Source organism: Fructilactobacillus florum 8D, from assembly GCF_000512295.1.
In the GTDB taxonomy this organism is placed as follows: Bacteria; Bacillota; Bacilli; order Lactobacillales; family Lactobacillaceae; genus Fructilactobacillus; species Fructilactobacillus florum.
Genome location: NZ_ALXG01000045.1, coordinates 58,110 through 82,526, shown reverse-complemented (window position 1 = coordinate 82,526; position 24,417 = coordinate 58,110). Strand labels below are relative to the sequence as shown.

The 24,417-nt window shown below is 39.5% G+C and carries 29 protein-coding genes; 4 read left to right on the top strand and 25 right to left on the bottom strand.

The window, feature by feature from the left end:
* The first annotated feature begins 34 nt into the window (after nt 1–34).
* On the top strand, nt 35–313 hold the full coding sequence (locus B808_RS05750) for a hypothetical protein (RefSeq protein WP_009167127.1): 279 nt from the start codon (nt 35–37) through the stop codon (nt 311–313).
* Between the two features lie 64 nt (nt 314–377).
* Here the strand turns inward: B808_RS05750 and B808_RS05745 are convergent, their stop codons facing one another.
* From B808_RS05745 to uvrC, 3 genes are all read right to left on the bottom strand, one after another.
* Nucleotides 378–1,817, bottom strand: coding sequence for a catalase (locus tag B808_RS05745; protein ID WP_009167128.1), 1,440 nt, complete (start codon nt 1,815–1,817; stop codon nt 378–380).
* Between the two features lie 142 nt (nt 1,818–1,959).
* Nucleotides 1,960–3,252, bottom strand: a complete 1,293-nt coding sequence (gene obgE / locus B808_RS05740; RefSeq protein ID WP_009167129.1) for a GTPase ObgE — start codon at nt 3,250–3,252, stop codon at nt 1,960–1,962.
* Between the two features lie 16 nt (nt 3,253–3,268).
* A complete protein-coding gene (uvrC, locus tag B808_RS05735) occupies nt 3,269–5,077 on the bottom strand; it encodes an excinuclease ABC subunit UvrC (RefSeq protein WP_009167130.1) in 1,809 nt (602 codons plus the stop codon).
* A gap of 113 nt (nt 5,078–5,190) precedes the next feature.
* Between uvrC and B808_RS06570 the strand changes: the two genes are divergently transcribed.
* Complete coding sequence (locus B808_RS06570) at nt 5,191–5,364, top strand: SPJ_0845 family protein (protein ID WP_009167131.1); 174 nt, start codon at nt 5,191–5,193, stop codon at nt 5,362–5,364.
* A gap of 9 nt (nt 5,365–5,373) precedes the next feature.
* Here the strand turns inward: B808_RS06570 and yihA are convergent, their stop codons facing one another.
* From yihA to rpsO, 7 genes are all read right to left on the bottom strand, one after another.
* Complete coding sequence (yihA, locus tag B808_RS05730; protein ID WP_035422458.1) at nt 5,374–5,976, bottom strand: ribosome biogenesis GTP-binding protein YihA/YsxC; 603 nt, start codon at nt 5,974–5,976, stop codon at nt 5,374–5,376.
* Between the two features lie 25 nt (nt 5,977–6,001).
* Nucleotides 6,002–7,285, bottom strand: a complete 1,284-nt coding sequence (gene clpX, locus B808_RS05725) for an ATP-dependent Clp protease ATP-binding subunit ClpX (RefSeq protein ID WP_009167133.1) — start codon at nt 7,283–7,285, stop codon at nt 6,002–6,004.
* A gap of 143 nt (nt 7,286–7,428) precedes the next feature.
* The gene (gene tig / locus B808_RS05720; RefSeq protein ID WP_035422455.1) at nt 7,429–8,745 is read right to left on the bottom strand and encodes a trigger factor; all 1,317 of its coding nucleotides are present in this window, start codon (nt 8,743–8,745) and stop codon (nt 7,429–7,431) included.
* A 155-nt stretch (nt 8,746–8,900) separates the two neighbouring features.
* Complete coding sequence (gene tuf / locus B808_RS05715) at nt 8,901–10,088, bottom strand: elongation factor Tu (RefSeq protein ID WP_009167135.1); 1,188 nt, start codon at nt 10,086–10,088, stop codon at nt 8,901–8,903.
* 171 nt (nt 10,089–10,259) lie between these two features.
* Nucleotides 10,260–11,162 carry a hypothetical protein gene (locus B808_RS05710; protein WP_155830464.1) on the bottom strand — a complete coding sequence of 301 codons (903 nt, stop codon included), beginning with the start codon at nt 11,160–11,162 and terminating at the stop codon, nt 10,260–10,262.
* Nucleotides 11,163–11,206: 44 nt separating this feature from the next.
* Entirely contained in the window at nt 11,207–12,922 is a 1,716-nt protein-coding gene (locus tag B808_RS05705; RefSeq protein WP_035422450.1) for a ribonuclease J, read from the bottom strand.
* Between the two features lie 156 nt (nt 12,923–13,078).
* Nucleotides 13,079–13,348, bottom strand: coding sequence for a 30S ribosomal protein S15 (rpsO, locus tag B808_RS05700; protein WP_009167138.1), 270 nt, complete (start codon nt 13,346–13,348; stop codon nt 13,079–13,081).
* Nucleotides 13,349–13,580: 232 nt separating this feature from the next.
* Here rpsO and rpsT point away from each other — a divergent pair, with 232 nt between their 5' ends.
* Entirely contained in the window at nt 13,581–13,841 is a 261-nt protein-coding gene (rpsT, locus tag B808_RS05695; protein ID WP_009167139.1) for a 30S ribosomal protein S20, read from the top strand.
* A gap of 11 nt (nt 13,842–13,852) precedes the next feature.
* On the opposite strand, the gene holA is transcribed toward rpsT, so the two are convergent.
* The 5 genes from holA to B808_RS05670 all read right to left on the bottom strand — a co-directional run bounded on the left by holA (nt 13,853) and on the right by B808_RS05670 (nt 17,006).
* Nucleotides 13,853–14,938, bottom strand: a complete 1,086-nt coding sequence (gene holA, locus B808_RS05690; protein ID WP_225349223.1) for a DNA polymerase III subunit delta — start codon at nt 14,936–14,938, stop codon at nt 13,853–13,855.
* Nucleotides 14,847–15,389 carry a ComEC/Rec2 family competence protein gene (locus tag B808_RS05685; protein ID WP_155830463.1) on the bottom strand — a complete coding sequence of 181 codons (543 nt, stop codon included), beginning with the start codon at nt 15,387–15,389 and terminating at the stop codon, nt 14,847–14,849. The genes holA and B808_RS05685 overlap by 92 nt, the downstream gene beginning before the upstream one ends.
* Before the next feature lie 220 nt (nt 15,390–15,609).
* The gene (locus B808_RS05680) at nt 15,610–15,792 is read right to left on the bottom strand and encodes a hypothetical protein (RefSeq protein WP_035422442.1); all 183 of its coding nucleotides are present in this window, start codon (nt 15,790–15,792) and stop codon (nt 15,610–15,612) included.
* Between the two features lie 166 nt (nt 15,793–15,958).
* The gene (locus B808_RS05675; RefSeq protein WP_051393827.1) at nt 15,959–16,594 is read right to left on the bottom strand and encodes a hypothetical protein; all 636 of its coding nucleotides are present in this window, start codon (nt 16,592–16,594) and stop codon (nt 15,959–15,961) included.
* Nucleotides 16,595–16,604: 10 nt separating this feature from the next.
* Nucleotides 16,605–17,006 carry a hypothetical protein gene (locus B808_RS05670; protein WP_035422440.1) on the bottom strand — a complete coding sequence of 134 codons (402 nt, stop codon included), beginning with the start codon at nt 17,004–17,006 and terminating at the stop codon, nt 16,605–16,607.
* Nucleotides 17,007–17,469: 463 nt separating this feature from the next.
* Here B808_RS05670 and B808_RS05665 point away from each other — a divergent pair, with 463 nt between their 5' ends.
* Complete coding sequence (locus B808_RS05665; RefSeq protein ID WP_035422438.1) at nt 17,470–17,715, top strand: hypothetical protein; 246 nt, start codon at nt 17,470–17,472, stop codon at nt 17,713–17,715.
* 122 nt (nt 17,716–17,837) lie between these two features.
* Here the strand turns inward: B808_RS05665 and B808_RS06405 are convergent, their stop codons facing one another.
* From B808_RS06405 to B808_RS06400, 10 genes are read right to left on the bottom strand one after another with little or no spacing between them, the layout of a single operon-like run.
* A complete protein-coding gene (locus B808_RS06405) occupies nt 17,838–18,842 on the bottom strand; it encodes a GH25 family lysozyme (protein WP_051393826.1) in 1,005 nt (334 codons plus the stop codon).
* Nucleotides 18,842–19,315, bottom strand: coding sequence for a phage holin, LLH family (locus B808_RS05655; RefSeq protein WP_035422437.1), 474 nt, complete (start codon nt 19,313–19,315; stop codon nt 18,842–18,844). Before B808_RS05655 ends, B808_RS06405 begins: the two co-directional genes overlap by 1 nt.
* Entirely contained in the window at nt 19,299–19,640 is a 342-nt protein-coding gene (locus B808_RS05650) for a hypothetical protein (RefSeq protein WP_035422435.1), read from the bottom strand. Before B808_RS05650 ends, B808_RS05655 begins: the two co-directional genes overlap by 17 nt.
* On the bottom strand, nt 19,633–20,028 hold the full coding sequence (locus B808_RS05645; RefSeq protein ID WP_035422433.1) for a hypothetical protein: 396 nt from the start codon (nt 20,026–20,028) through the stop codon (nt 19,633–19,635). The genes B808_RS05650 and B808_RS05645 overlap by 8 nt, the downstream gene beginning before the upstream one ends.
* An 11-nt stretch (nt 20,029–20,039) precedes the next feature.
* Nucleotides 20,040–20,963 carry a hypothetical protein gene (locus tag B808_RS05640; protein ID WP_035422431.1) on the bottom strand — a complete coding sequence of 308 codons (924 nt, stop codon included), beginning with the start codon at nt 20,961–20,963 and terminating at the stop codon, nt 20,040–20,042.
* 4 nt (nt 20,964–20,967) lie between these two features.
* Nucleotides 20,968–21,639, bottom strand: coding sequence for a hypothetical protein (locus tag B808_RS05635; RefSeq protein ID WP_035422429.1), 672 nt, complete (start codon nt 21,637–21,639; stop codon nt 20,968–20,970).
* A 5-nt stretch (nt 21,640–21,644) separates the two neighbouring features.
* Nucleotides 21,645–22,511, bottom strand: a complete 867-nt coding sequence (locus tag B808_RS05630) for a baseplate J/gp47 family protein (RefSeq protein ID WP_035422427.1) — start codon at nt 22,509–22,511, stop codon at nt 21,645–21,647.
* Entirely contained in the window at nt 22,492–23,244 is a 753-nt protein-coding gene (locus tag B808_RS05625) for a conserved phage C-terminal domain-containing protein (RefSeq protein WP_051393825.1), read from the bottom strand. The genes B808_RS05630 and B808_RS05625 overlap by 20 nt, the downstream gene beginning before the upstream one ends.
* 12 nt (nt 23,245–23,256) lie before the next feature.
* A complete protein-coding gene (gene ssb, locus B808_RS05620; RefSeq protein WP_035422426.1) occupies nt 23,257–23,670 on the bottom strand; it encodes a single-stranded DNA-binding protein in 414 nt (137 codons plus the stop codon).
* Entirely contained in the window at nt 23,663–24,415 is a 753-nt protein-coding gene (locus B808_RS06400; protein ID WP_051393824.1) for an ERF family protein, read from the bottom strand. The genes ssb and B808_RS06400 overlap by 8 nt, the downstream gene beginning before the upstream one ends.
* Nucleotides 24,416–24,417 lie beyond the last annotated feature (2 nt).

Genomic DNA, 24,417 nt, shown 5'->3' with positions numbered 1-24,417 from the left:
GAAGCAAATCCTGAACCAAAATCGGAGGAATCTCATGGAACTTGGTAATTTCAATTTAGCGACTGGTGATTTAAATCCTAACTTAAAATTATTTGTACATACCAAAACTGGGTTACAACCGGTTACAAACCTGTTGCTAATAAATCAACAACTTTGTCTAGCCAGCCATGCTTCTAACAAACCGCTTACGCTTGACCAATTCAATACTCGTACTAAAAACTTATCTCCAAAACTACCGTTAAAAACGGCCGCTCAACCACCCCAAATGCTGTTTGGTTTTCGTCGAGCAGCTAACCAAATAATTCTCGGATAAAAAAAGAACCCCCGACGAGATTCTCCGTCCAAGGGTTCTATGAATTTGCTTTGATTGCTAATCGCTAATCAAGATCTAGTTTGATTCCCAGACCATCAGCGACACGTTGTCCATAAACTGGATCAGCTTTGTAAAATTGTTCCGTTTGTAATTTTTTGATGTTCTCATCATGAACAGAGCCCAAGTTAGTTACAATCGTCTTAATCAACCGGTCTTGCTCATCTGCACTCATCAAATTATATAAATCTCCTGCTTGGGAATAAAAATCTTGATCATATGCTTGATAATGATCTGCTTTACCAGCAACTTCGTAAGGTTGAATATGAGCAGTGTGATCCTCTTTAGGTCCATTCTTACTGTTTGGTTCATAGTTTACTGAACTGTCTTGACCACTGGACATAAAACCGTCACGTTCATAATTTTTAACTGGAACGACTGGACGATTTGAAGGCAATTTTTCAAAATTAGCTCCTAACCGATAGCGCTCAGCATCCTTATAACTGAATAATCGACCTTGTAACAATTTATCTGGAGATGCTTCGATTCCTGGAACAAAGTTTGCCGGTGAAAATGCGGCTTCTTCAATCTCATCAAAATAATTTTCAGGGTTTTCGTTTAAAGTAAACTCGCCAACCTCAATCAGTGGATAATCGTGATGTGAAACCACCTTAGTCACATCAAAAATATCTGATTTGTAGTGGAACCCTTCTTCGTAAGGAATAATTTGCACCATTACTTTCCAAGATGGATAATTTTCACTCTCAATGGCATCAAAAAGATCATTTTGCAAAAAGTCCGTATCTTCGCTGGCAATCTTTGCTGCCATCTCATCAGTCATGTTCTTAACACCCTGCTCACTAATGAAATGGTACTTAACCCAGCATGGTTCCCCATCAGCATTAACCCATTTAAAGGTATGACTACCATAACCGTTCATTTCGCGATAACTAGCAGGATTACCACGATCACCCATCAAGTAAGTTACTTGATGAACTGATTCTGGAGAATGGGACCAAAAATCAAATTGCATCTCATTGCTACGCCGATGAGTTTTAGGATCACGCTTTTGTGAATGAATGAAATCAGGAAATTTTAACGGGTCATTGACAAAGAAAATGGGCGTGTTATTGCCAACAATGTCATAGTTTCCTGCTTGCGTATAAAATTTAAGCGCAAAACCACGAACGTCTCGGATAGTATCAGGGTAACCTGATTCACCAGCAACTTGTGAGAACCGCAATAACATCGGAGTTTCTTTGCCAACACCGTTAAACAAGTCTGCTTTCGTGTACTTGCTCATATCATGGGTCAGTTTAAAGGTTCCCTTAGCTCCTGCTCCCTTGGCATGAACCACTCGTTCTGGAATACGTTCCCGATCGAAGTGGGCTAATTTTTCAAGTAATTCATAATCCTGCATCAAAACCGGACCGCGTTCCCCAGCAGTTAAGGAATGATTATTATCCGACCAAGGTTGGCCTTCTTGAGTACGTAATTTATCTGACATATTATGCCTCGCTTTCTGGTTGTTAGCCATCACAATAATTGTTAGAAATACCACTAACTATTTATCTACGATTAGTATACGAAACCACGAACTTAAAAACCAGTAAAAGACCGCGATTTTTCGATAAATTAGATAATCTTTATTAATTAGTGTACGTAAACATAAAATCAAGAATTTTAACCTGATCTCCATCTTGCGCTCCAGCTTTTCGCAAAGCCTCGTCAACCCCCATACTTCTCAATTGACGCGCAAACCGCAGGGTACTTTGCGTGTGTTCAGTATTTGTCATTTGAACAAGCCGCTCAATTTTACGTCCAGATAGAATCCAATTGCCGTCTTCATCATGATTAATCACAAAGGATGGCTCTGTGTCAGCCGTAAACTGAGTTTCTGGTTCTGAAGTTTCTGGTTCCATTGCAAAAGTTGGGGCTGTTTTTAAGATTTCTGCCGTATCGCGAAGTAACTGACGCACACCTGCATGGGTCACTGCCGAGATTGGATCAACTTTAACATCCCGATATTGCGAATCCGTTGCTAATTTCTGTTTAAATTCAGTCAGATGAGTAGTTGCATCAGGCAAATCCATCTTAGTAGGAACCACAATTTGAGGGCGTTGTAATAACGAACTATCAAAATCACTAAGTTCCTGGTTAATCTGTTGAAAATCAGCATAGGGATCACGTCCCTCGGTACCACTCATATCAACCAAATGTAAAATTACCCGCGTTCGTTGAATATGATGCAAAAATTCGAAACCGAGCCCGACTCCTTGAGAAGCTCCCGCAATTAATCCAGGCAGATCCGCAATCACAAAATCAGCACCATCATCAGTCCGCACGATTCCAAGATTAGGAACTAAGGTTGTAAAGTGATAACTGCCAATCTTAGGCTTTGCACTAGTAACAGCACTAAGGAGGGTTGACTTCCCTGCTGATGGGAAGCCCACCAAACCAACGTCTGCTAACAATCGAAGTTGTAATTTGACCGTTAATTCTTCGCCAGGTTCACCATTTTCAGCAATTTCTGGCGCCGAATTTTTAGCAGTCGCAAAATGAACATTCCCCCGACCACCACGACCGCCTTTAACGATCACCTTAGTTTCTCCTGGCTGGGTTAAATCAGCTAGTGGTTGATCAGTAGAACTATCATAAATAGTTGTTCCTTCGGGGACTTTTACAACCAAATCCGGCGCACTAGCTCCCGTCATTTTTTTATTACCACCATTACCACCATTTTTGGCTTGAAACAATTTCTTATACTTAAAATCCATGAGCGTATTCATACCAGCGTCAACTTTAAAAACAACATTGCCACCTCGGCCACCATCGCCGCCTGATGGGCCACCATTTGGAACGTATTTTTCTCGGCGAAAACCAACCATTCCATCGCCGCCCTTGCCGGCCTTTACATTAAATTTAACTTGATCTACAAACATGCTTTCTCCAATCTGCCTATGCTTTTCGCATTTTTGCCATCGGGGTTGTCTTAGCAAACGTATACTTAATGGTCTGCGCAACGGTCTTTGAAATTCCGAGTTGTTGTAACTCAACCACGCTGGCGTTCTCAATATTTTTCATGGAACCAAAATTCCTTAGAAGCTTATTTCGCGTCTTGGGACCGACGCCCTTGATGTTGTCTAACCTTGATGTCATTGAATTTTTACTATGAAGTTCATGATGAAATGAAATTGCAAAACGGTGTACCTCATCTTGCACCCGTTGAACCAGATAAAAGGCCTGGCTTTGCGGATTCAAGGCAACATGCTCATCTTGATCACCATACAGTAAGTCTGCCGTCCGGTGTTTGGAATTCTTTACCATCCCAGCCACGGGAATCTCCAAAGCCAACTCATTTTCTAAGACATCCTTAACCGCATTCATTTGAATCTCACCACCATCCATCAAGATCAGGTCTGGTAAGTCAGCATGTTCTTTTAACAATCTCGTATATCGTCTGCGAATGACTTCCTTCGTACTAGCGGTTTCATCAGCATGATCAACCGTGCGTAACTTATATTTGCGATACTTATTTTTATTCGGTTTTCCATTTTCAAACACCACCATGGCCGACACTAAATCAGCTCCATCAAGATGTGAATGATCAAACGCTTCAATCCGATTTAGTTGCGATAAATTCAAAGCCTGCTGTAACTCTGTCATCGCTCCAGTGGTCTTTTGTTGATTCAATTCTAATAACCGAAATTTTTCATCCAAAACATATTTAGCATTCTCCCGCGCCATCTGAAGCAGTGCCCGTTTTTGCCCCCGCTGCGGGACTCTTGTCGGAATCTTAGTTAACTGATAGATAATCTCAGGGTCAATTTCGCTTGGAACTAAAATTTCAACTGGTTTAAGCTGTTGTTTCTGATTGTAAAACTGAACAATGAAATTTGTAACCTCTTCTTCTGAAGTACTAACAATCGGAAAGAGTCGCTTAGTGCGTTTCATCAACCGCGCCTGCCGAATATAGAAAATTTGAATTGATAACCAGCCATGATCGGCATAAAAGTTAAAAATATCTCGTTGTGTATAATCATTTGAGATGATCTTTTGTTTTTCTACGGTTGCTTGAATATAACGCAATTGATCCCGAAGCTCAGCCGCCCGTTCATATTCTTGTTGCGCTGCTGCTGTCTCCATTCGTTGTTGCAAGAGTTGTTTTGCCTGAATTACATTACCATTTAAAAATGATTTAATTTGCTTGATTTGCTGTTGATATGCTTGCTTAGGAACCGTTTTAAAACAACTACCAAGACATTGACCCATATGATAATACAGACAAGGACGTCCTTGATACCCATTGCAACGACGCAACGGATACATTTTTTGCAAAAATTTCAAAGTTTCATCTGCTGCATAGATATTAGGATAGGGTCCGTAATAGTAGGCCCCGTCATGGCGCTGAAAGCTAGTTACCAACATTTTAGGATTACGCTCATTAGTGATTTTAATATATGGATAGCCCCCGCTACCATTTTTCAGGCTCACATTATAATATGGTCGATACTTTTGGATGAGTGTAATTTCTAACAAAAAAGCTTCTTTGTCGTTTGCGGTAATGATAGTTTCATAATCAGCAATATTGTTAACTAATTTTTCTCGGCGACCAACTTGACGGCTTTTAAAATAGGATCGCACTCGATTTTTAAGATTTTTGGATTTACCAACGTAAATCACCTTCCCGTTGCGGTCTTTCATAATATAAACACCGGGTTTTTCCGGTAGCAATGTCAGTTTATCCTCAATGTACTTGGATGCCATCGACTTTCTCCTTTCACCCAGCCTATGCTTAAATTATAGTTAACCACAGCTTCTTTGTATATTAAATGACAGTCAAGTTGCTTTTTGGTATGATGAACGAAAGGAGTGATCTTATGGGACTGCATATCAATAAACAAAACGATCTCGACGAGATGCTAAACAAATTTGCCAAAATTAATCCTAAAAATAATCAGCACACTGATTTTTTGAAACCCGCACCTAAATCATCAGAGATTGACGAACAAAAAAAGAAGCACCATTTATTTCATCACAAAAACAACCAATAAATTATAAAATCAGCTGCGTTGCAGCTGATTTTTTGTTTGGTCCGTAATCCAGTTCCAGATTTCCGGAGCCCCCTGTTTAGTTTTAGCTGAAAACATGACCAGCGACTGATCAGCGGTTAAGTGTAATTGCTGTTGCAAATCTTTTGCTTGAGCTTTGACCTTACTTTTAGCTAACTTGTCCATTTTAGTTGCCACATACAAAGTCGGAATCTGATAGTAAGCTAACCAATCATGCATTTGCCGATCATAATCACTCAAAGCATGTCGACTGTCAATCAAGTTAACGACCCCCGCTAAGGTGGAACGTTGGGTTAGATAGGTTTCAATCATCTCTGCCCATTTTTCACGTGCTTGTTTTGAAACTTTGGCATAACCATACCCGGGCACATCCACAAAGTATAATTTGTGATTTAATTCGTAAAAATTAAGGGTCTGGGTTTTACCCGGCTGCCCAGAAGTATGAGCGTAGTCTTTTCTTTGAATCAAGACATTCGTTAAAGATGATTTACCGACATTGGATCGACCTAAAAACCCGATTTCTGGGTAACCAGTCGTTGGATATTGAGAGGGCGAAACGGCACTCATCACTAGTTGTACATCGGTCACTTTCATAATTTACCTCCGCTAAAGCTAAGCATTATTTGGCAGGAGTTTTCAAGATGATCCGAGGTTCCTGCTGCTTGACGACAGTTGCTTTCGTAATGATAACTTCAGAAACATCATCTCGACTAGGAAGCGTGTACATAATGTCCCGCATCGCATTTTCAATAATCGAACGTAATCCCCGAGCTCCCGTTTGACGGGCGATTGCCTCTTTAGCCATCGCTCGCAATGCATCTGGTTCGAAAGATAACTTAACCCCTTCCAGCGCAAATAGCTTTTGATACTGTTTGACCAGTGCATTTTTCGGTTCCGTTAAAATACGAACTAGATCAGCTTCCGTCAAAGTGTTCAGAATGGTCAAAATTGGTAGTCTTCCAATAAATTCAGGAATCAAGCCAAATTTCATCAAATCCTCTGGAATAACTGACTGCATTACGTTTTCATTCATTGCTTTAGTGACCGCATGTTTAGAATTAAACCCGATGGTTTGATCACCTAAGCGGTGCTTCACAATCTCTTGAATCCCAGGAAACGCTCCTCCAACAATGAACAAAATATCTTTGGTATCAATTTTAATAAATTCTTGCTGTGGATTTTTCCGACCACCCTTTGGTGGAACATTGGCAACAGTCCCCTCCAAAATCTTAAGCAGCGACTGTTGCACTCCTTCACCGGATACGTCTCGGGTAATCGAAACATTTTCGCTCTTTTTGGCAATCTTATCAATTTCATCAATATAGATAATTCCATGTTCAGCGCGTTCCACATCGTAATCAGCATTCTGCAATAACTTAAGCAGAATATTTTCGACATCCTCCCCGACGTAGCCAGCTTCTGTCAATGTAGTTGCATCAGCAATTGCAAACGGGACATTGATAATTTTAGCTAGCGTTTGGGCGATGTAAGTTTTTCCTGATCCAGTTGAACCAATCATACAAATATTACTTTTTTGAATTTCAGTATCCGCTTCTAATTCCGGAAAATCAGGTGTAATGCGGTCCGTTGCATCCGATTCAGTCCGCAACAATTCTTTAATCCGCATATAGTGATTGTAGACAGCCACTGCAAGTGTTTTTTTCGCATCCGTCTGACCAATCACATAGTCATTAAGTTTCGTGACAATCTGTTGCGGGGTTAGAACATTGATTTCTTCCGATTGAGCTTGCGTTTTTTCATCGTCAATGATCTGCTTACATAAATCAATGCATTCATTACAGATATAGACTCCTGGACCAGCAACAATTTTTTTAACCTGATCTTGCGTTTTCCCGCAAAACGAGCAGGCAATTTGTTTATCCGGATCACTATTGTCAAACATTTAAATTCTCCTTATCAGCTAATTTTATGCTACTGCTCCAACACGTTAGCATAAAAATTAGTTTTTTTCGCTAAAGAAGCCTTATTACAAAAAAGGGTCGCAACGATAAGCGTTGAGAGACCCTTTGATCCATATCTTAAAATTTATTTGTTGGCTTGGTCATTAGCCTCAGTTTTTTCTGGAGTAATTAGTTTAGCATTATCCACGATCAAATCAACAGCTTTTTGAATCGCCAAATCATGACTCAACATTTCATCAGAGAGTGCTCCACGAACTGCTGCTTCTTTCATGCCATATTGATCTGCCAAATTTTTAACTTCTTGATTAATTTCTTCATCAGAGGGTTTAATTGCTTCTGCTTTAACAATGGCTTCCAAAACCAAGCTGGTTTTAACTCGTTCGTCAGAATCTTTAGAAAACTGTTGCTTCAAATCATCACTACTTGTGTTAGTCATCTTGAAGTACATGTCAGCCGAAATGCCTTGTTGTTGTAAGCCGGCTAGATATTGATCCGTTTGACGTTGAATATCTTCATCTAACATCACTTGTGGAATATCCTTGACAGTTGCATTTTTAGTTGCTGCGGTCACGGCAGCGGCTTGGATTTCATCGTGTGCAGCTGATTCTTTTTGTTCCTTAAGCTCTTTTTTTAGTTTTTCTTTTAATTCGTCTAAAGTATCAACATCTTCGTCAACATCTTTAGCAAAATCATCGTCAAGCTGAGGAAGCTGTTTTTCTTTAACTTCATGTACTTTCGTTGCAAAGACAGCTGCTTTACCAGCTAAATCTTTTTGCTGATAATCTTCAGGGAAAGTGACCTTGACATCGACGTCGTCACCAGCTTTTTTACCAATCAACTGATCTTCAAAACCAGGAATAAACGAACCAGAACCTAATTCAAGCGAATAGTTTGTGGCTTCACCGCCTTCAAAAGCCTTCCCATCAACAGTGCCTTTAAAATCAATGGTAACAGTATCACCCTTTTTAGCAGCTCCATCAATTAGAACTAACTCAGCTTGCGATTTGCGCATGCTATCAAGCTTTTCATCGATGTCCTTTTTGTATACCCGCGTATTTTGTTTTGGAACCTCGACTCCTTTATATTCTCCTAACTCAACCGCTGGTTTAACACTAACTACTGCTTTTAAAACCCAAGGTTTGCCCTTTTCCATTGATTCAACGTTGATTTCAGGTTGACCAACCGCTTCAATCCCAGCGTCAGCAACTGCTCCTGCGTATGAATCAGGCAAAAGAATGTTCAATGCATCTTGGTATAAGGTTTCTTCTCCGTATAACTGATTAAAAACTTGTCGAGAAACTTTTCCTTTACGGAAACCAGGAACCTTAATTGACTTTTTATTTTTATTAAAAGCTTTGTCAAGGCCTTCTTTAATCTTATCCAAATCAATTTTAAAAGTTAACTCACCTTTGTTGCCATCTTTTTTATTCCATTCTGCCATTTTAAATCCTCCAACATGAATGGGGAGTATTCCCATTCAAGTAATTAATATACATCCTTAATTCTACCGTACGGGCTCTTAAATGTAAACATTTTACCCATTTGCAACAAAAAAAAGATTGAAGAGCAACCTCTTCAATCTTTTGAAAATTACTATTAGTCTTGGATTTCCGTAACTGTACCGGCACCAACGGTGTGACCACCTTCACGAATAGTAAACTTAGTACCTTTTTCGATGGCAACTGGTTTAGTTAATTCCACATGGAAAGTAACGTTATCACCAGGCATTACCATTTCAGTTCCTTTATCTAATTCAATTACACCAGTAACATCAGTGGTGTGGAAGTAGAATTGAGGACGGTAATTTGAGAAGAATGGAGTATGACGTCCACCTTCTTCTTTGGTCATGATATAAACTTCGGCACTGAATTTCTGGTGAGTCTGAACTGAACCAGGAGCAGCCAAAACTTGTCCACGAACAACTTGATCACGGTTAACACCACGAAGCAAAGCACCAATGTTGTCACCAGCTTCACCAACGTCAAGGGTCTTACGGAACATTTCCAATCCGGTTACAGTCGTCTTCAATACATCAGGAACTAACCCAACAATTTCAACTTCATCACCGACTTTTACAGTTCCACGATCAATTCGTCCAGAAGCAACCGTTCCCCGACCAGTAATCGTAAAGACATCTTCGATTGGCATCAAGAATGGCTTGTTTTCATCACGTTCTGGTGTTGGAATATACTCATCAATGGTATCCATTAATTCCATGATCTGGTCTTCAGCTTCTTTGTCCCCTTGAAGAGCCTTCAAAGCTGATCCACGAATAACCGGAATATTGTCACCATCATAACCGTATTCGGATAAGAGGTCACGAACTTCCATTTCAACCAAGTCAATTAACTCTTCATCGTCAACCATGTCAGTTTTGTTTAAGAAGACCACGATGTAGTCAACTCCAACTTGCTTAGCTAACAAAATGTGTTCACGGGTTTGAGGCATTGGACCATCAGTTGCAGCTACAACCAAAATGGCACCATCCATTTGGGCAGCACCGGTAATCATGTTTTTAACATAATCGGCATGTCCAGGAGCATCAATATGAGCATAGTGACGTTTTTCAGTCTCATACTCAACGTGAGCAGTATTGATTGTAATACCACGTTCTTTTTCTTCTGGTGCAGCATCAATATCAGCAAAATCTTCAGCTTTAGCCAAGCCCTTTTCTGATAAAACCTTTGTAATTGCTGCCGTTAAAGTAGTCTTCCCGTGATCAATATGGCCAATCGTACCAATATTAACGTGGGGCTTAGTTCTTTCGTAATGTTCTTTTGCCATTATGAAACCCTCCTATTATTTTCGTAAGACTTTCTTTGGTTTGACGCCAAAGCATCCTTATAATTAATTATACTACATTATTATAAAAAATAAAGCCCGCCAAGTCCAAAGAATTCACTTGTTAATTATAGCTACTCGATAAATATTTGTAAACACAAAAGTCTTATTTTCCTAATTTACCAACGCTTGCAAAATTTGTTCGATTGGAAGTAACCAACGCCGAATTTCAGTAGCCACTGTCTGAATATCAAAATCTGGCTCCTGCATCTTCGTAAACACCGTGAACCATTGGGCGGGGTCACGGATGATTTGATCAACAAACGGAAACAAGAGTTGTAATACTGTTTGGATCATTTGTTGAAGTTGTTGAACTTTAATTGGATCTTTTTGACCAAACTGATCCTGTAGTTGTTGCTCAAGGATTTGTGCAACTACCGTTTCACTCACATCTTGCAGCTGGGCTGGGGTTACCTGATAAAGTTTGTTATCCAAAAAGCGAAAGGAAACTGGATTGGTAACTTTTAACCGCATTAGATTATTTAACATTTGTGCACGCCAAACCGGGCTAACATCGGCATCTTGTAAATTAACCTCAACCCCCGCCCGATAAAGTTTTAGTGTCAAGCGTTCCGCCTGTTGTACAATTGCTTGTTGTTGTGGAATTTCTACAGCACCTAGATGTTTAAACTGGCGAGCCACCCGTTGGACGGTAGCATCTTTTGTCGCCCTTGTTTCAGCTGCGGATAATTGTTCGTTTAATTTGATTTGCTCGGTATCTGTTACGTACTGCTTTAACAACTGCACGTCGAGCAACCGCTGAGCTTGTAGTAGCGTCTGAACCAACAAGCTCAATTGATGCTGACTAAAAAATGAAAAGTGATCATCCACAATTTGAGCAGCTTCATTAGGACGCTTAACCGCTAACAAACTTGATGTCAATCCGACTACGACCGGATCGGGCACCACTTCTAGCTCGTTATATAACTGCGAAAAGCCCACCACCGCTGCTGAATAGTTCTTTCGTCGATAATCAGTTTCTGCTTTTTTTAAAAGTTTAAGTTGAGAATCAGTCATTTGCTCCACCTTATTAAAAAAGAATCGGGTTAGAAACCCCATTCTTAATCATCCTTTTTCTTTTTATTGGCTTTACTGCGCCGATGATGTTGATTAACTTCCATGATCACGGGTAAAATTACCGGCCGCCGATCAGTTTTTTTGTAGAGAAAGGAACTTAATTTTTCTCGGACATCCTGTTTCAAATGAGACCAATCAAAATCCTGATTATCAAGGTTACTTTCTACCGTTTTAATTACTAAGTCGCTAGCATCCTTCAATAATTTATGATGGGCACGATTATAGATGAACCCGCGTGATGTGATTTTAGGCTTTTCAACAATCCGCCGCTTCTTACGATCAATAGTAACGACTGCAATAAAGACACCGTCTTGTGATAAAACATTTCGATCCCGCAAGACAATGTTTCCAATATCACCAACTCCAATCCCATCGATCATCGTATCGGCTGCTGGAGCCGCCTCACCAAGGGTGAGTCCCTGATCATCAAACTGAAGCTGATCACCCTTTGCTGCTAAATAAATCTGATCATCCTGATATCCACTGGCCAGCGCAGCCTCTTTTGCTGCTGCCAGTTGGCGATACTCACCTTGTACTGGCAAAAAGTAATCCGGCTTTACCATTCCCAACATTAACTGTAAATCGCTACGAGTAGCATCATCAGCAACCGTTAATGCTTCAGTAACACTAGTAACCGTTCCGCCAGCTTGATAAACCAAGTCACGTGTCTTAGCCCAGGCGTTATCCATCGAACGATAAGGAGCAGTGGTTAGCAGTACCAGATCCCCCGTTTCAATCTGAACGTGTGGATCATGCTGATTCGCCATTCTTGCCAGGGAACGCATTGCTTCGCCCGGCTGACCCAAATGCAAAATAATGATCTGACCATCATCAAGTTTAGCTAATTCTTGGGCTGATTTGATAACAATCTTTGGATCAGGTAGCTTTAATTTGCCAGCTTGTTGCGCAATTTTAAAGATTGTCTGTCCGTGCTCAGTTGCAAAATAAATTTTTCGCTCACTCGCAGCCGCCGCATTAAAAATCTCTTGCAACCGCAACAAGTTTTCAGCCATACAGGTGAGCACCAGTCGACTATCTTGAAATTCAAAGGTATCACTCAGATAAGCCTGTACTACTCGTTCTTCGGCCAGTTGCCCCTGTGCTTCAGCATTTCTAGCATCAGCAAGTAGTGCTAAAACTCGTTCTTTGCCAGTGCCGATAATTGCTGGAAAATCAGTTTGGTAATCAGCCGGAACTGTTTGGTCAAATTTGAAATCGCCGGTGTAGACAACCGTGCCCTGATCTGTTTTTAAAGCAATTCCCATCGCATCTGGAATCGAGTGCGTTACAGAGAAAAAGGTAACCGTCCCATCATCAAACACAATTTCACTTTTTTCATTAATTACCTGGAAATTATCAAAATTTCGACTATCATGATGTTGTTTGACCAGATGACGGGCTAGTCTGATGGTTAAATCAGTACCAAAGACTGGCACATCAAACTCACTCAAAAGGTAAGGCAGTGCTCCAATGGAATCTAAGTGTCCAGACGTTAAAAAGATCCCCACAACCTTATCAGCATTCTCGCGAATGTAAGTAAAGTCTGGAATCACAAAATCAATCCCCAGCATTTCATCAAGGGGAAATTTAGAACCGCAATCTAAAATAAAGATACTTTGATCATTAACTTCAATCGCAAATAAGTCCTTACCTTCTTCGCGCACTCCTCCTAAAGGAATGATTTTAATATTTTTTTTCATAAATAATTACACCTCAAGATAATTTTTAATTGTATTTTATGAAGGAACCCTTCAATCAGCCTAATCTTTCTTATCTGTTAGTGTACCATACTTTCAATATAATCGGGGATAAAAAAAGATGTGCCAAGTGAACTTGGCACATCTTTTTTATCTTGTTTAACGACGCAAACCTAAACTCTTAATTAGTTCACGATAACTTTGTACATCTTTTTTCCGCAGGTAGCCTAATAGATTTCTTCGATGACCAATCTTTTTCATCAAGCCTCGCTGGGAATGAAAATCTTTCTTATGAGTCTTCATGTGATCATTAATCTCGTTAATGTCAGCAGTCAAAACTGCAATCTGCACTTCGGTTGAACCGGTATCACCTTCGTGCTGTGCATATTTATTAATAATTTCGGTTTTTTGTTCCTTAGTTAATGCCATGTTTAATTCCACCTTCCTAAATATAGTGACAACTGCTCAAGCTGGGTAATACGTCAGTGACTCGTAAAACTAAGTTTGAGTTATACAATTTAATATACACTATCTCAATTAATAACGCAAGATATTCCAAGTAATCATCTGCGTTGGTATTGCAATTATTCCCTTAATTTTGTATAATTAAGGACGTTGTAACCAAGAATTTTATGATTAATTCCGATATGGAGGTGAAAAAATGCCAGTCATTAAATCAGCCATCGAACGGATGAAAACCAATGAAATCGCACGCAAGCGCAATGCCTCTAAAAAAAATGAGATGCGGACCGCTGTAAAGAAATTCGAAAGTGCAATTGAGAATGGTTCCGAAGATGTAGAAACAGCTTACCGCAACGCAATTGCTGCAATCAACCACACGAAATCAAAGGGTTTGATTAAAACTAACAGCGCTAACCGTAAGAAGTCTCATTTAACTAAACTAAAAAACAAAACCAATTAAAAAAGAACCCGTTATTGCGGGTTCTTTTTTTTGCTATGTTGAAGTGCAAAATTTTCAAAGAGCAGTTCTGGATTACTAGAGCTGCTTTTTAGTTGGCATTCAATCTCAATTAAATTTAAGTATGCAGTCCGTAGTTCTTGCAAAGTGAACTGCTGCTCGTTTTTTAGTGCTAGTTTAACCCGATAAGGATGGACTTTCAGGATGGTTGCCATCTCGGTCTGACGACGCCCCTGACGGCTAAGAATTGCCACTTGTAGAAGTAGCCGAAACTGACCTTCTAAAATGGCATTTAATTTAATGGCTTCCTGCCCCTCCTCAATTAATTCATGATAAAAAGAAATTGCTTGCGTCGTTTCACCACGCAATAAGTAATTAACTAAGGAAAAAACATTTTGATCTAAAGATTTAGAAACAACTTGATCAACTACCGCAACAGTAATATTTGGTTGCTGATAACAATATAAAAAAACTTTTTGCAGTTCGTTCATTGTCATGGTCAAATCTGCTTGCGTGCGACTGATTAATTCTTCGAGTGCTGCCGGTTCAATTTGATAATGCTTGTTTTTGACATACTTTTTAATAAAATCACGAATTTCCCTCTCTGATAATTGATTAAAATCGATGATTTCAGCCTGCTTTTTTAATTCTTTGGTGATTTTTTTACGACTATCAAGCTTTTCATAGGGGGCAAAAATTACTAAAGTGGTTTCTGCCACTGGTTGTTGTAAATATTTCAACAAATCAGATATTTCTGCTGGACTGGCAGTGCTTTTCGCCTGACCGGTTAAAAAAGCAGCATTTTTAATCACCACTATTCGATGATTCCCAAAAAAAGGAAGTGAGCGCGCGTCGTTCAGTGCAGTTCCTAGTGAAGTTGCTTCTAGGTCGTAACTTGCAAAATTCATGGTTTGTTCTGTTATAGGAATCAACTGTTGCAAGCGTTCCAAAATTTTGCTTTCCCAAAATTCATTCTGACCAATTACCAAATAAATCGATTTTTGTTGACTAGTAATTTTGGCTACTTGTTGACTGATGGTCATCTGATTTTCCTTTCCACTTTGTTTTAAATCTGCCGGCTTGCCCTGCTCGATATTCAAATGAAATCATCCCCTGTGTTTGCGTACTAAACGACCTAATTTTCAAGCGCTGTAACGTATCCAGGGTCTGGTGATTAGGATGTCCATATCGATTGGCTCTTCCGGCTGAGATAATCCCAAATCGAGGTGCCAGTCTCCGCAAAAAACTGGGATCAGAAGCTGTTTTACTACCATGATGACCCAACTTGATAACATCTGCTTGGAGCTTGGGGTACTGTTGCAACAACTTGACCTCTTCTACTCGTGGCAAGTCACCCGTAAATATCCATTTAAGTCCCGCAATTTTACCCCACAAGACCAGTGAATCTTCATTGTGTCCAAATCCGGGATGATGCGGATGGAGCACCCGAAGAGATGTCTTTGCAATCTTCATTCCAGCTCGAGCAGGAATTAACTCCGTTCCTTGTTTTAAGTGGACTAGGCGGTGCATAAAACTACGATTCCGTTCCATTCCCCAGGGAAAATAAATTCTTTTAATTTGCATGGTTTTTAGATAAGCAGGCAAATCTCCAATATGGTCAGTGTGTAAGTATATAATTCTATGTTTAATTATAACTTATTAAATCAACAGAAAACATCAGTTATTATTTTTTTGTTTTCCATATATTTCTATGTATTTTAAAAATTAGTGGTAAGTTTTGCGGTAACAAAAAAGAACAGCTAATGCTGTTCTAGAGATTCTGTTTAAAGTCTTTCAATTGTACGATTAGATTTTGCATAGCAATCTCTGCACGTTCGTCGGTATCTTCTCCCTCAAAGTAGTATCGATTGAATGAGATGTTATTAAAGTGAGCTCCTTTTTCGCCTAATTCAATGATTAAATCTTCAACTTCTTTGACCGTGTCACGATCCAAATTAGGGTGCTTCTGAATGAACTCAACTATTGGATTACCGCAAATGGCTATTAGTTCAGTTAGACACTTTGCTGGGCTGATACCAGTAGCCAGTGCTAAGGCTTTAATGTGACGAACAGCTAGCCTATCTAGGCTACTATCGCCAGCATGTTGTAGCGATATTGGACTAACTCCACTGATCTTTGATATCCTGTTCTGATTTGTATGATGCTATTTTGCGAATAATTGCACGAAATTCATCTATTCTCACGTCCTCATAATTTATTGTTGAGTTGCTTAGTAAAAAGTCTAATAGTTCGGTTGCTTCTTCTTTGCTTAAAAACGATTTTTTATAGCAATTTAATTTCCAAACAGATCTCGGATTGTCTGCTTTTGGCTTTGTTCCATCGATATACCAAACTATGTATTCAGGTGCTAGAAAATTAACAACACCTCCTTGACCTTGAGCTCCAGTCGCTTCTCTAGTTATGATAAAGTGTAAAATTAAATGCTCAACTAAATCACAGTAAACAAGCCGATCAGCTTTTTGTAGGTCAAATTCATAATTAAGTAGTTGGATAAAAGTTTTGTTAGAAATATCAGGTGCGCTAATTTCATCGATATGATGCACATAGAGACCTTCGTCAGTCCTTTGAATTGGATTTTTAGCAGGGCTCTTAATTTCTCCTTTTAAAAATCTTTCATAAGACTTTTCTTTGAAGTAGTCATCTTTAGCTGACCCATACTTTTTAAGCAAAAAAGCTATGGCATCGTCATAGCTTAATTTTGAAAGCTTTTTATACCCTTCTAATTTTTGCGTCATGTGGTTTCTCCTAAATTTCTTTGAATTCATCATCAGCACTGTCATAATTGTAACCATAATCGCTGAATTTGACCACATCTTCAACGTTTGGCAAGTTAGCTGGATCACTAGCGTCGATTCCAAATCCAGCTAGCAAATCGAACTGAGCTTCCAAGGCGTTATTGCTCATCGTAGTACCTGAAACTTCTCTGTTGTAAACTGCTACATAGCTGTCAACTAATTCTTGTTTTGTCATGATATATCTCCTATTTTTAGCCATTTCAATCAATTCATTTAAGTCATCATCAGTTGTAAATTCATTTCTAATATATGCTCTGGCATTTGATTTTAAAACATAATATTTTCTTCTGGCTTTATTTTTAGCATCATTATTCCATTTATCACGCGATCGTTTTTGAGATTCAGTAGCCATTGTTCTCCTTACTTTCTTAGTAGATAAATTGCAATTATTATAGTCGGTATAATTAATAAATTTGAAATCTTTAAACTATAATTTCTGCAATTTTTATCAGCCGTTTTTGAGAATTTAATTAATTTCATTTTTATTTACGCAGTTTGCAAAATTTGATATGCTTAAACCAACGGCATTTCTGCCGTCAATCTAAGCATTGAGCTTATCGCTCAATTTCTAATGAGAAGCTTATCGAAGTTAAGGATATTTGGAAGGTTATCTTAACTTTTGAAAACTTCTTTTTATTTTGCTTTTCCAACTGCTTTCCTCCTTTCTTTAGTATATATTTATTATACGTTTAAACGTTTATAAAGTCAATGCTTTTTTTCAAAGTTTTTTAACTTTTTTATTAATTTGCAAAATTTTAAAATTGAGATTAAAATAAAAACCGTTATCAAGACTATTAGGAAAGGGATTTAAACTAATGGGAATACTAGAAAATAAAGACACTGTTTCAGATGATTATGTAAAAGAATTTATGAAACACAATACTCAACCACCAAAACATATGAAAGTTATTGCATTTCCAAATGTTAATTACGATTTATATGGGTATAAGAATGATAAAAGCGATATATTATACGAAGTAATAACAAGTGATAAAAAAACTGGTAAGATTATTGGAACTCCAAAGTATACAAAAGGAAAGCTATCAAAATTATTTGGATAAAAAATAGCAAATAAAAAAGCCCACACAATTATGTGTGAGCTTTTTCTTTATACTTATTTACCGCAACCGCCTTTGCCTTTCTTACCTTTAGCCATGTTAACACCTCCTTTCATAGCACTAGGTTATCTGTAGTACAAGATAGCTTGCCCTGGATAGATAGTAGCTCCAGCGTTCCCGTGGAAAACGTCAGGATTATTAGCGATAATGGTTGCTAGTCTATCTCCGATCTTGTAAGAGATTCCGCTAGCAGTATCGCCTGATTGTATGGTATAGACGTGTTGCGTGAGTCCGTTAGCACTGTGGTCGTTAACTAGCAGTTTTTGTCCTGGGTAGATCGTAGCATTTTTATTCCCGTGGAAAATATCATAGTTATTAGCGACGATGGTATCCATGCTATCTTTAGTCTTTGCGCTAATAGCACTGAGTGTATCTCCCGACTGAATTACATAAGTGATTGGCTTCCACTGTGACGTAGGCTGTGATGGTTGCTGTGGCTGTTCTTTAGGTGGTTGCCATGTTCCAGCATTAGAGCCATCGACAAGCTTGCTAAAGAAATCGTAGGAGCAGTCAGCTCCGTAGTAGTTGTCTGTAAATTGCCATACTGAGCAGTTATCAACGCCTGGAGAACTAACACCGTAATTAGCAACCCACAAGCAGTTAGTGTGAAGTGAGTTCTGATTGATTTGTCCTGAAATGAACCACGACTGCATTGAGTAAACACCTAGATTCTTAATTCCAGCGTTAGCGCAAGCGTCTAGCCACGTATTACAGTCGTCAGTAGCTGGATTAGGGTTGTTAGAGTTATCTTCTTCGTCTAGAAAAGCAAAGTCAGTGTCAGGATTCAATCCTAGCGCATGATACTGTGTGATGAAGTTGTCGGCTTCGGTCAGCATATCATCGTGACCGTAGGCATAAGAGTAGTGATAAGCGTGAACTCGTAATCCAGCTGCACGGGCATTAGCTACCTGCGCTCCCGCTTTCGGATTTTGTGAGTAAGGATGACCTTTACTGCCAGCCGTGAGCTGTACAATTACAGCTTTAACTCCAGCACTTTTCATCTGCTGAAAAAAATCCAGTGAACTATCTTGGAACTTCGCAACGTCAATTACTAAAGGAAAATCAGCCATTATTTAGCACCCCCATCTAATTCTTTGTTCTGTTCTGCTAGTTCTTGAGCTTTATCAGTACCAGCGGGCTCACTATCTTTAATAGCTTTGATGGTACTGTCGTCCATCTTTGGTAAGCTAGCGTCGCCCGTAAGCTTATCTTTAGGCTCATAGCTTGAGATGTTGATAGAATCGCTATTCTTGAGAATTTGATAAGCATACTCAGTAACATTTTCGATTGTCGTTTCTGAAACGTGGATTCCGTGATCGGTTGCAAAGTGAGCTAAGTCTTGCTCAGCTAAGCGACGGCGCTGGTCATCATCAAGTCCAGTCTGCTGTGCTGCGAAAGTAACCGCTGCCTTAGCTTGATTGTAAAGTGCTTGCTGACGATTAGTAAGATGGATAGCTTTTACGGTTGGTGCGATTAGTTTGATGATAGCTGTGATAATAACTAAAGCAGTAGCTGGATCAATTAATTTAATTAGTTCGTTCATTGTTAATCCTTTCTGTAGTCTGCTTATTGAGCAGGCGATTCAATTTATTATTAAGTGATTGGTTTGTATCTTTTAACGTCTTAATGATTGCTGATTGTTCTTCTACTCGGTCAGATAGCTTGCTGACTTGGTCTCTAAGGTCATCACGTTGCTTTGTGATAATATCTATTTTGTCTAAGAGCTCGGGCATGTGATTAGCATAGGCAAGTTCTAAGTCAACTTTATTTTTCTGCTTATCGCTAAGCTCCTTTTTCTTATCAGAGTACCAAGTGCCAGCAAAGGCTAGCGCTCCCGTGATAACAGCTACGATGATTGCGTCACTCATAGTGGTTGCCTCCAATCATCTCAACAAAAAGATTGATGATGAGAAAAATCATTAAAACTGATGACAAATGGAAAGGTATCCCTGGGGCATTAGCATCGTGCCACATAAAGATGACAAGGTACGTTGTCCATACCCCTACCATCAAAGATATTGATAGCCTGTGCATGTGGTGCTTTGTAATACCCGATGAGCCGACAATAAAGCTGAAAACTCCGATTGCGATTAGAAAATACACGATAATCGGGTCTTGTGCATGGACAAGAAAGTGAGCAAGAAAATCTGATTCGGACGCAAAAACATTTTTAATTACTAGCAAATAGATTCCAAGAGCAGTCGTCTCAAGCCCTGCAATCGCAATAAATCTATTTTGATTAGTATTTTTACGCATATGATCATCTCCTAATCAAGAGCTATACTAAAGTTTCCGATGAAATAGTCCGCAGAAACAGATTGCCAAGAACGCAAATATAAGTATCCATCTTGAGATAAGACTGCCTGTACACTGCTGTTACTACCGCCTAATCTAACTGACTGGAAGTTAAGCGCTTGAACAATCGTCTGATTAATTCTAGAGAACTCTTTAATTTTGTTGTCTGAAATTTGAATTTGATCGGCTTGGATATTTAAAGGCTCATTTAGCGTTATCCATCCTGATACAAATAAAATATTTCCAACAATTTTTACTGAAATAGCGCTATTACTTTCAGATGGGTAGCTGATTAAATGTAACTGTTGCCATTGCCCTGATGTTAAAGAAACTATTTTTTGGTCAGTGAGTTTATTTGACTGAGTGACCGTTTGCTGTAAATTGTTTAAATCAGTTTTAATATCGCTAGATGATTTTTTAACGTCATCTAAAGTGGCATAAACATCTTTATCAGCAGTAAAAGTAACGTTATCAGTGTCATTAACAGCAATTTTGAACGTATACATTAATCCTGACGGATGCTTTCCATCAGGATTAGGAATCAAGTAATCGGGGTTATCTGCACACTCAATCGCAAAAAGAATTTCTTTGCCCGCTTTATTAGTTGCGTAGACGCCATAAGTCTTTACATACAGCCCTTTTTGGCGACCAGTATTATTTACATAACCCCGTACATTAGATTCCCCTGTCGTACTATTTTGATAGGTATCAGGTTTAGATACTAGATCAGCAGGAACTACGTCAGTTACAGCCTTGAGCTGGTCATCTGATAACTTGGAATTGTCCATCGATGAAAAAACCATCCGTGTATATGTGATGGTATCCGTACCGCCATTGGCTGAGCCTAGTAGCTTTAATCCTGCGTTTGTAATTGTTGCCTGATTGTAAGTTGGCATTAGATCACTCCTTTAATTTGTTCTTGTTTGAGATAAATTTAGCCGTTGCATTGATAGCTTGCTTGTGAGAGTATTCATAGCTTGGAAGACCGTTGTTGAGCTTGTTACGTGATGACGATAGTGCATAGATGACATTTAGATATGTTGACTTGCTGTAACGCACGTCAGCCAGTAGATACTCAGGCGGTAGCATATCTTGAATCGCTTCAACCACAAGCTTTCGCTTTACTTCAGTCTTGGCTCCTGAGATGAAATCGAATGGAATATTAGTTATGACAAGTTCTTCAGGATTAGCCGTGGCTTCAAAATCGAATTGATCGATTGGCAATTCCATGACAATCGATATCATCTTCTTAAGTTCGTTTGTCGTTGAGCCATACGTGTTTTGCATAATTTTCGTACGAACCATAAACCGCAAAAACTCATCATCATCATCAATTCGCTTGATGTTGTACTCTTCGGCAATCAAATCTAAGCAAGCATTACTTGAATACTTCAACTGTTTACATTTATAGACACTCAGCAGGTTATCTTTACCAAGACAAGCCAAGTCAGAGATGATGTGTAATAGTCGCTGGTTATTGCTATCTGGCAGTTGGCTCAGAACTGATGGTAGCGACGTCTGTATCTGTCTCTCAATCGCTTCATTTGAAAGGTCAGTATCAGTTTCAAACATGATTATCAGCTCCTAACTTCAATGGAAATTAGATCACGACTGCTGACTGGCAACTCAAACTGGTCGACCGATATATCGTTCTCACTCATTGAGTCTTGGCTAGTACCTAGCTTAATTTGAACGTTTTTAACGCCTGATACTGAGTATGCAGGCGCAAATAACTGTGAAAAAAGAACATCCGACCCCATCGTTAGCAAGCTAAGATAGGATAAAATGTTCTTTTTGATTGTTTCAGGGGCTGAGTCAGCGTTGAACTGAGTATCATCAACAGTTAGGACAACGTCTATATAAATAGGTACTGTTTTGGCACGATCGAATTTAATCTCTACTGGCTTTTTCGCAATATCAAGAACTTCAACGCTAATTTTTCCAACTGTCGTTGATACTGGCGTCAGATGGTTAAAGTATGTCGTTGCAATCTCGGTATCATCGCCACCGATCACATAAAGATGACAAGATTTTGGGGGGTTACCGTATGAATCGTCTTGCATTGTATTGTTCGCAATCAATCGTGAATCCGTGACTCCTGCGATGTTTTTAATCGCTGTTTCAATCCCACTCTTCGTCTCGCTAGGAACGTGACGATTATTGACTAGGATACGATTGCGTAACTGCTCGTCAGTCTCAGCATCTGAGCCACCTGTCGCACTGTCAAGATTAGTAACGGCATAGAAACCTCCTACAACATTCTCAGCGACGATAATCGTGTTTGGCATTACGTTCTCAGCATAGCCTGCTTCCATAGACTTAGCTTGCACCGTTCCCCGTGCCAAGGCATTGCCGTACTTGGACTGGATTAGATGAGTATCAGGATGAAAAGGACAGGTTTCTTCTAGCGTCTTGACGTCAAAGCTAGAAACCAAGCTCTTCATCGTGCAAGTCCTCCTCTCTTCCGTTGTTTATGGTTGGAATGTTGTTCAAATACCCCTCAAATTTAGACGCTTGGAACAGCGTTGCAGGACGCAGATACTGACTCATCTTCCGATCTCTAGACCATGCAAAAGATTGATTATCGATGACTGTTTTGAAGTCGCTTACCGTAAAGCCATCTTTAAAGCGGGCTTCGATGAGTCTTCGGTTAGCAGACGTGTTGAGATAATGCTTGCCTGTTTCAGCGTTGAGATAGTCGATAATAATTTGGCAGTCCGTTTTCTCGGTTGGTTGATTTTTGGTGGAGACGGCGTCGGGTTCGTCAGAACTCGACAATGCTTCTCTCTTACTATTAGTATTACTTGTATTGTTAGTTCTTTTATTGTTAGTTCTTAGTGTCTCGTTTTCCGAAGTCACGTTTTGCAACTTCGGCTTTTGCAACATTGGAATATCATCAATAATCCACTCCCACCCAGAAAACTTACCTTTATCATTTTTTAACTGCTTACGAACTAGATATCCGTACTTTTCTAGTTCTGCTAATCCACTTCGTAAAGACGTTCTGCCATCAGTTGCATGATTCATAACTTCAGTTTCGTAAAATTCCCAGTTTTCACTTTGAGAAAATAGATAGATGAAAATACCACGTGCTTTCCAGCTTAGTCGCTCATCTCTCACAAGCTTATTATCAGCAGATGTGAATGTAGATTCTCGATTACGATTGATTTTTGTCATGAGTTCATCTCCTTAGAACGGTAGATCGTCATCAGTAACGTTGATTCCATCTTGGCTATTGCCCCAACTGTTGTTCTGTTGATTTTGATAGCCGTTATTTTGACTATTCCTTGTTTCTAACAGTGAGAAAGTCTGTACTCTCACTTCAGTCACGTAGACTTTCTGACCTTGCTTATTTTCGTAGTTGCGGGTTTGGATACTTCCCTCCACGCCGATCAGAGTTCCTTTGTGAGCAAAGTTAGCTAAGTTCTCAGCTGATTTGCCCCAAATTGTGCAACTGATGAAGTCTGCTTCAACGTTGCCATTGGCATTTTTGAAGTTTCGATTAACAGCCAAATTAAAGTTGCCTACTGCTTTCCCTGCTTGCGTGTACTTCAAGTCGATATCTCTTGTAAGACGACCTGTTAGCGCTACTGTATTAATCAAAGTTTTCGCCTGCTTTCACTGCATTGTTGTAAAAAATCTTTAGACTCTGATATAGCTCACGTGCTTGCTTAACAGTCATATTTTTAGGGTTTTTAATCTTGCAGATATTGAGCTGTTCTTCCATCGACTCACTTTCATCCTTGTTGATTAGCTTGCTGTACTTTGCGTTGAGATCCTTGATGAGTTGCTTGGCTTTGTCGCCAGCAGGAGAACTATCAGTCTGCTTAGCTGGTTGCTGTTGTTGCGCAGGACGGCTGTTCTGTTGTCGTTGTGCTGGCTGGCTACGTTGTTGCCGTTGCGCTGGTCGTTGACGTTGCTGAGACTGCTGAGTGCGTCCGCTAGACTGATTACCGTCGTCATCGTCGGCAGCGATACCAAAGATAGCTGATAGCGTGTATCTGCGTAGATATGTTAGTGCTGAGCCAGCTGATTGCGGGTCAGTCTTTAGTAGTGGCAATGAAAACGCTTTAAACTCGACTTGATTATCTTTGTCAAAAACAATTGTCTTGATTCCTACGCTGGTTTGCCCATTTTCGTTGGTATTAGTTACTGGAACTTGCACAAAGCCAAGCCCGACGCTAGCTAAGGCTGGCTTGAGTGACTCGATGATTTCGCTTAAGTCTGCGTATTTTGACTGTGTAAAAGGATTGATTGCGTTCTTTTTTGGCTGTTTAAAAACTGATGATAATTGTGAGATTTTCGAATAAATCGAATTGATGTTATTTGTGCTGGTTTCTTCTGTCATGC

Coding starts and splice junctions, on each gene's coding strand:
- B808_RS05635 (WP_035422429.1), bottom strand. CDS start 21,639: ATGTTTGAAACTGATACTGACCTTTCAAATGAAGCGATTGAGAGACAG.
- B808_RS06400 (WP_051393824.1), bottom strand. CDS start 24,415: ATGACAGAAGAAACCAGCACAAATAACATCAATTCGATTTATTCGAAA.
- tig (WP_035422455.1), bottom strand. CDS start 8,745: ATGGCAGAATGGAATAAAAAAGATGGCAACAAAGGTGAGTTAACTTTT.
- obgE (WP_009167129.1), bottom strand. CDS start 3,252: ATGTTTGTAGATCAAGTTAAATTTAATGTAAAGGCCGGCAAGGGCGGC.
- B808_RS05640 (WP_035422431.1), bottom strand. CDS start 20,963: ATGCCAACTTACAATCAGGCAACAATTACAAACGCAGGATTAAAGCTA.
- yihA (WP_035422458.1), bottom strand. CDS start 5,976: ATGAAAGTGACCGATGTACAACTAGTGATGAGTGCCGTTTCGCCCTCT.
- rpsO (WP_009167138.1), bottom strand. CDS start 13,348: ATGGCATTAACTAAGGAACAAAAAACCGAAATTATTAATAAATATGCA.
- B808_RS05630 (WP_035422427.1), bottom strand. CDS start 22,511: ATGAAGAGCTTGGTTTCTAGCTTTGACGTCAAGACGCTAGAAGAAACC.
- B808_RS05670 (WP_035422440.1), bottom strand. CDS start 17,006: ATGGCTACTGAATCTCAAAAACGATCGCGTGATAAATGGAATAATGAT.
- B808_RS05655 (WP_035422437.1), bottom strand. CDS start 19,315: ATGAACGAACTAATTAAATTAATTGATCCAGCTACTGCTTTAGTTATT.
- B808_RS05675 (WP_051393827.1), bottom strand. CDS start 16,594: ATGACGCAAAAATTAGAAGGGTATAAAAAGCTTTCAAAATTAAGCTAT.
- B808_RS05625 (WP_051393825.1), bottom strand. CDS start 23,244: ATGACAAAAATCAATCGTAATCGAGAATCTACATTCACATCTGCTGAT.
- B808_RS05710 (WP_155830464.1), bottom strand. CDS start 11,162: ATGACTGATTCTCAACTTAAACTTTTAAAAAAAGCAGAAACTGATTAT.
- B808_RS05745 (WP_009167128.1), bottom strand. CDS start 1,817: ATGTCAGATAAATTACGTACTCAAGAAGGCCAACCTTGGTCGGATAAT.
- rpsT (WP_009167139.1), top strand. CDS start 13,581: ATGCCAGTCATTAAATCAGCCATCGAACGGATGAAAACCAATGAAATC.
- B808_RS05705 (WP_035422450.1), bottom strand. CDS start 12,922: ATGAAAAAAAATATTAAAATCATTCCTTTAGGAGGAGTGCGCGAAGAA.
- B808_RS05650 (WP_035422435.1), bottom strand. CDS start 19,640: ATGAGTGACGCAATCATCGTAGCTGTTATCACGGGAGCGCTAGCCTTT.
- B808_RS05665 (WP_035422438.1), top strand. CDS start 17,470: ATGGGAATACTAGAAAATAAAGACACTGTTTCAGATGATTATGTAAAA.
- uvrC (WP_009167130.1), bottom strand. CDS start 5,077: ATGGCATCCAAGTACATTGAGGATAAACTGACATTGCTACCGGAAAAA.
- B808_RS05685 (WP_155830463.1), bottom strand. CDS start 15,389: ATGGAACGGAATCGTAGTTTTATGCACCGCCTAGTCCACTTAAAACAA.
- clpX (WP_009167133.1), bottom strand. CDS start 7,285: ATGTTTGACAATAGTGATCCGGATAAACAAATTGCCTGCTCGTTTTGC.
- tuf (WP_009167135.1), bottom strand. CDS start 10,088: ATGGCAAAAGAACATTACGAAAGAACTAAGCCCCACGTTAATATTGGT.
- B808_RS05645 (WP_035422433.1), bottom strand. CDS start 20,028: ATGCGTAAAAATACTAATCAAAATAGATTTATTGCGATTGCAGGGCTT.
- B808_RS06405 (WP_051393826.1), bottom strand. CDS start 18,842: ATGGCTGATTTTCCTTTAGTAATTGACGTTGCGAAGTTCCAAGATAGT.
- B808_RS06570 (WP_009167131.1), top strand. CDS start 5,191: ATGGGACTGCATATCAATAAACAAAACGATCTCGACGAGATGCTAAAC.
- B808_RS05750 (WP_009167127.1), top strand. CDS start 35: ATGGAACTTGGTAATTTCAATTTAGCGACTGGTGATTTAAATCCTAAC.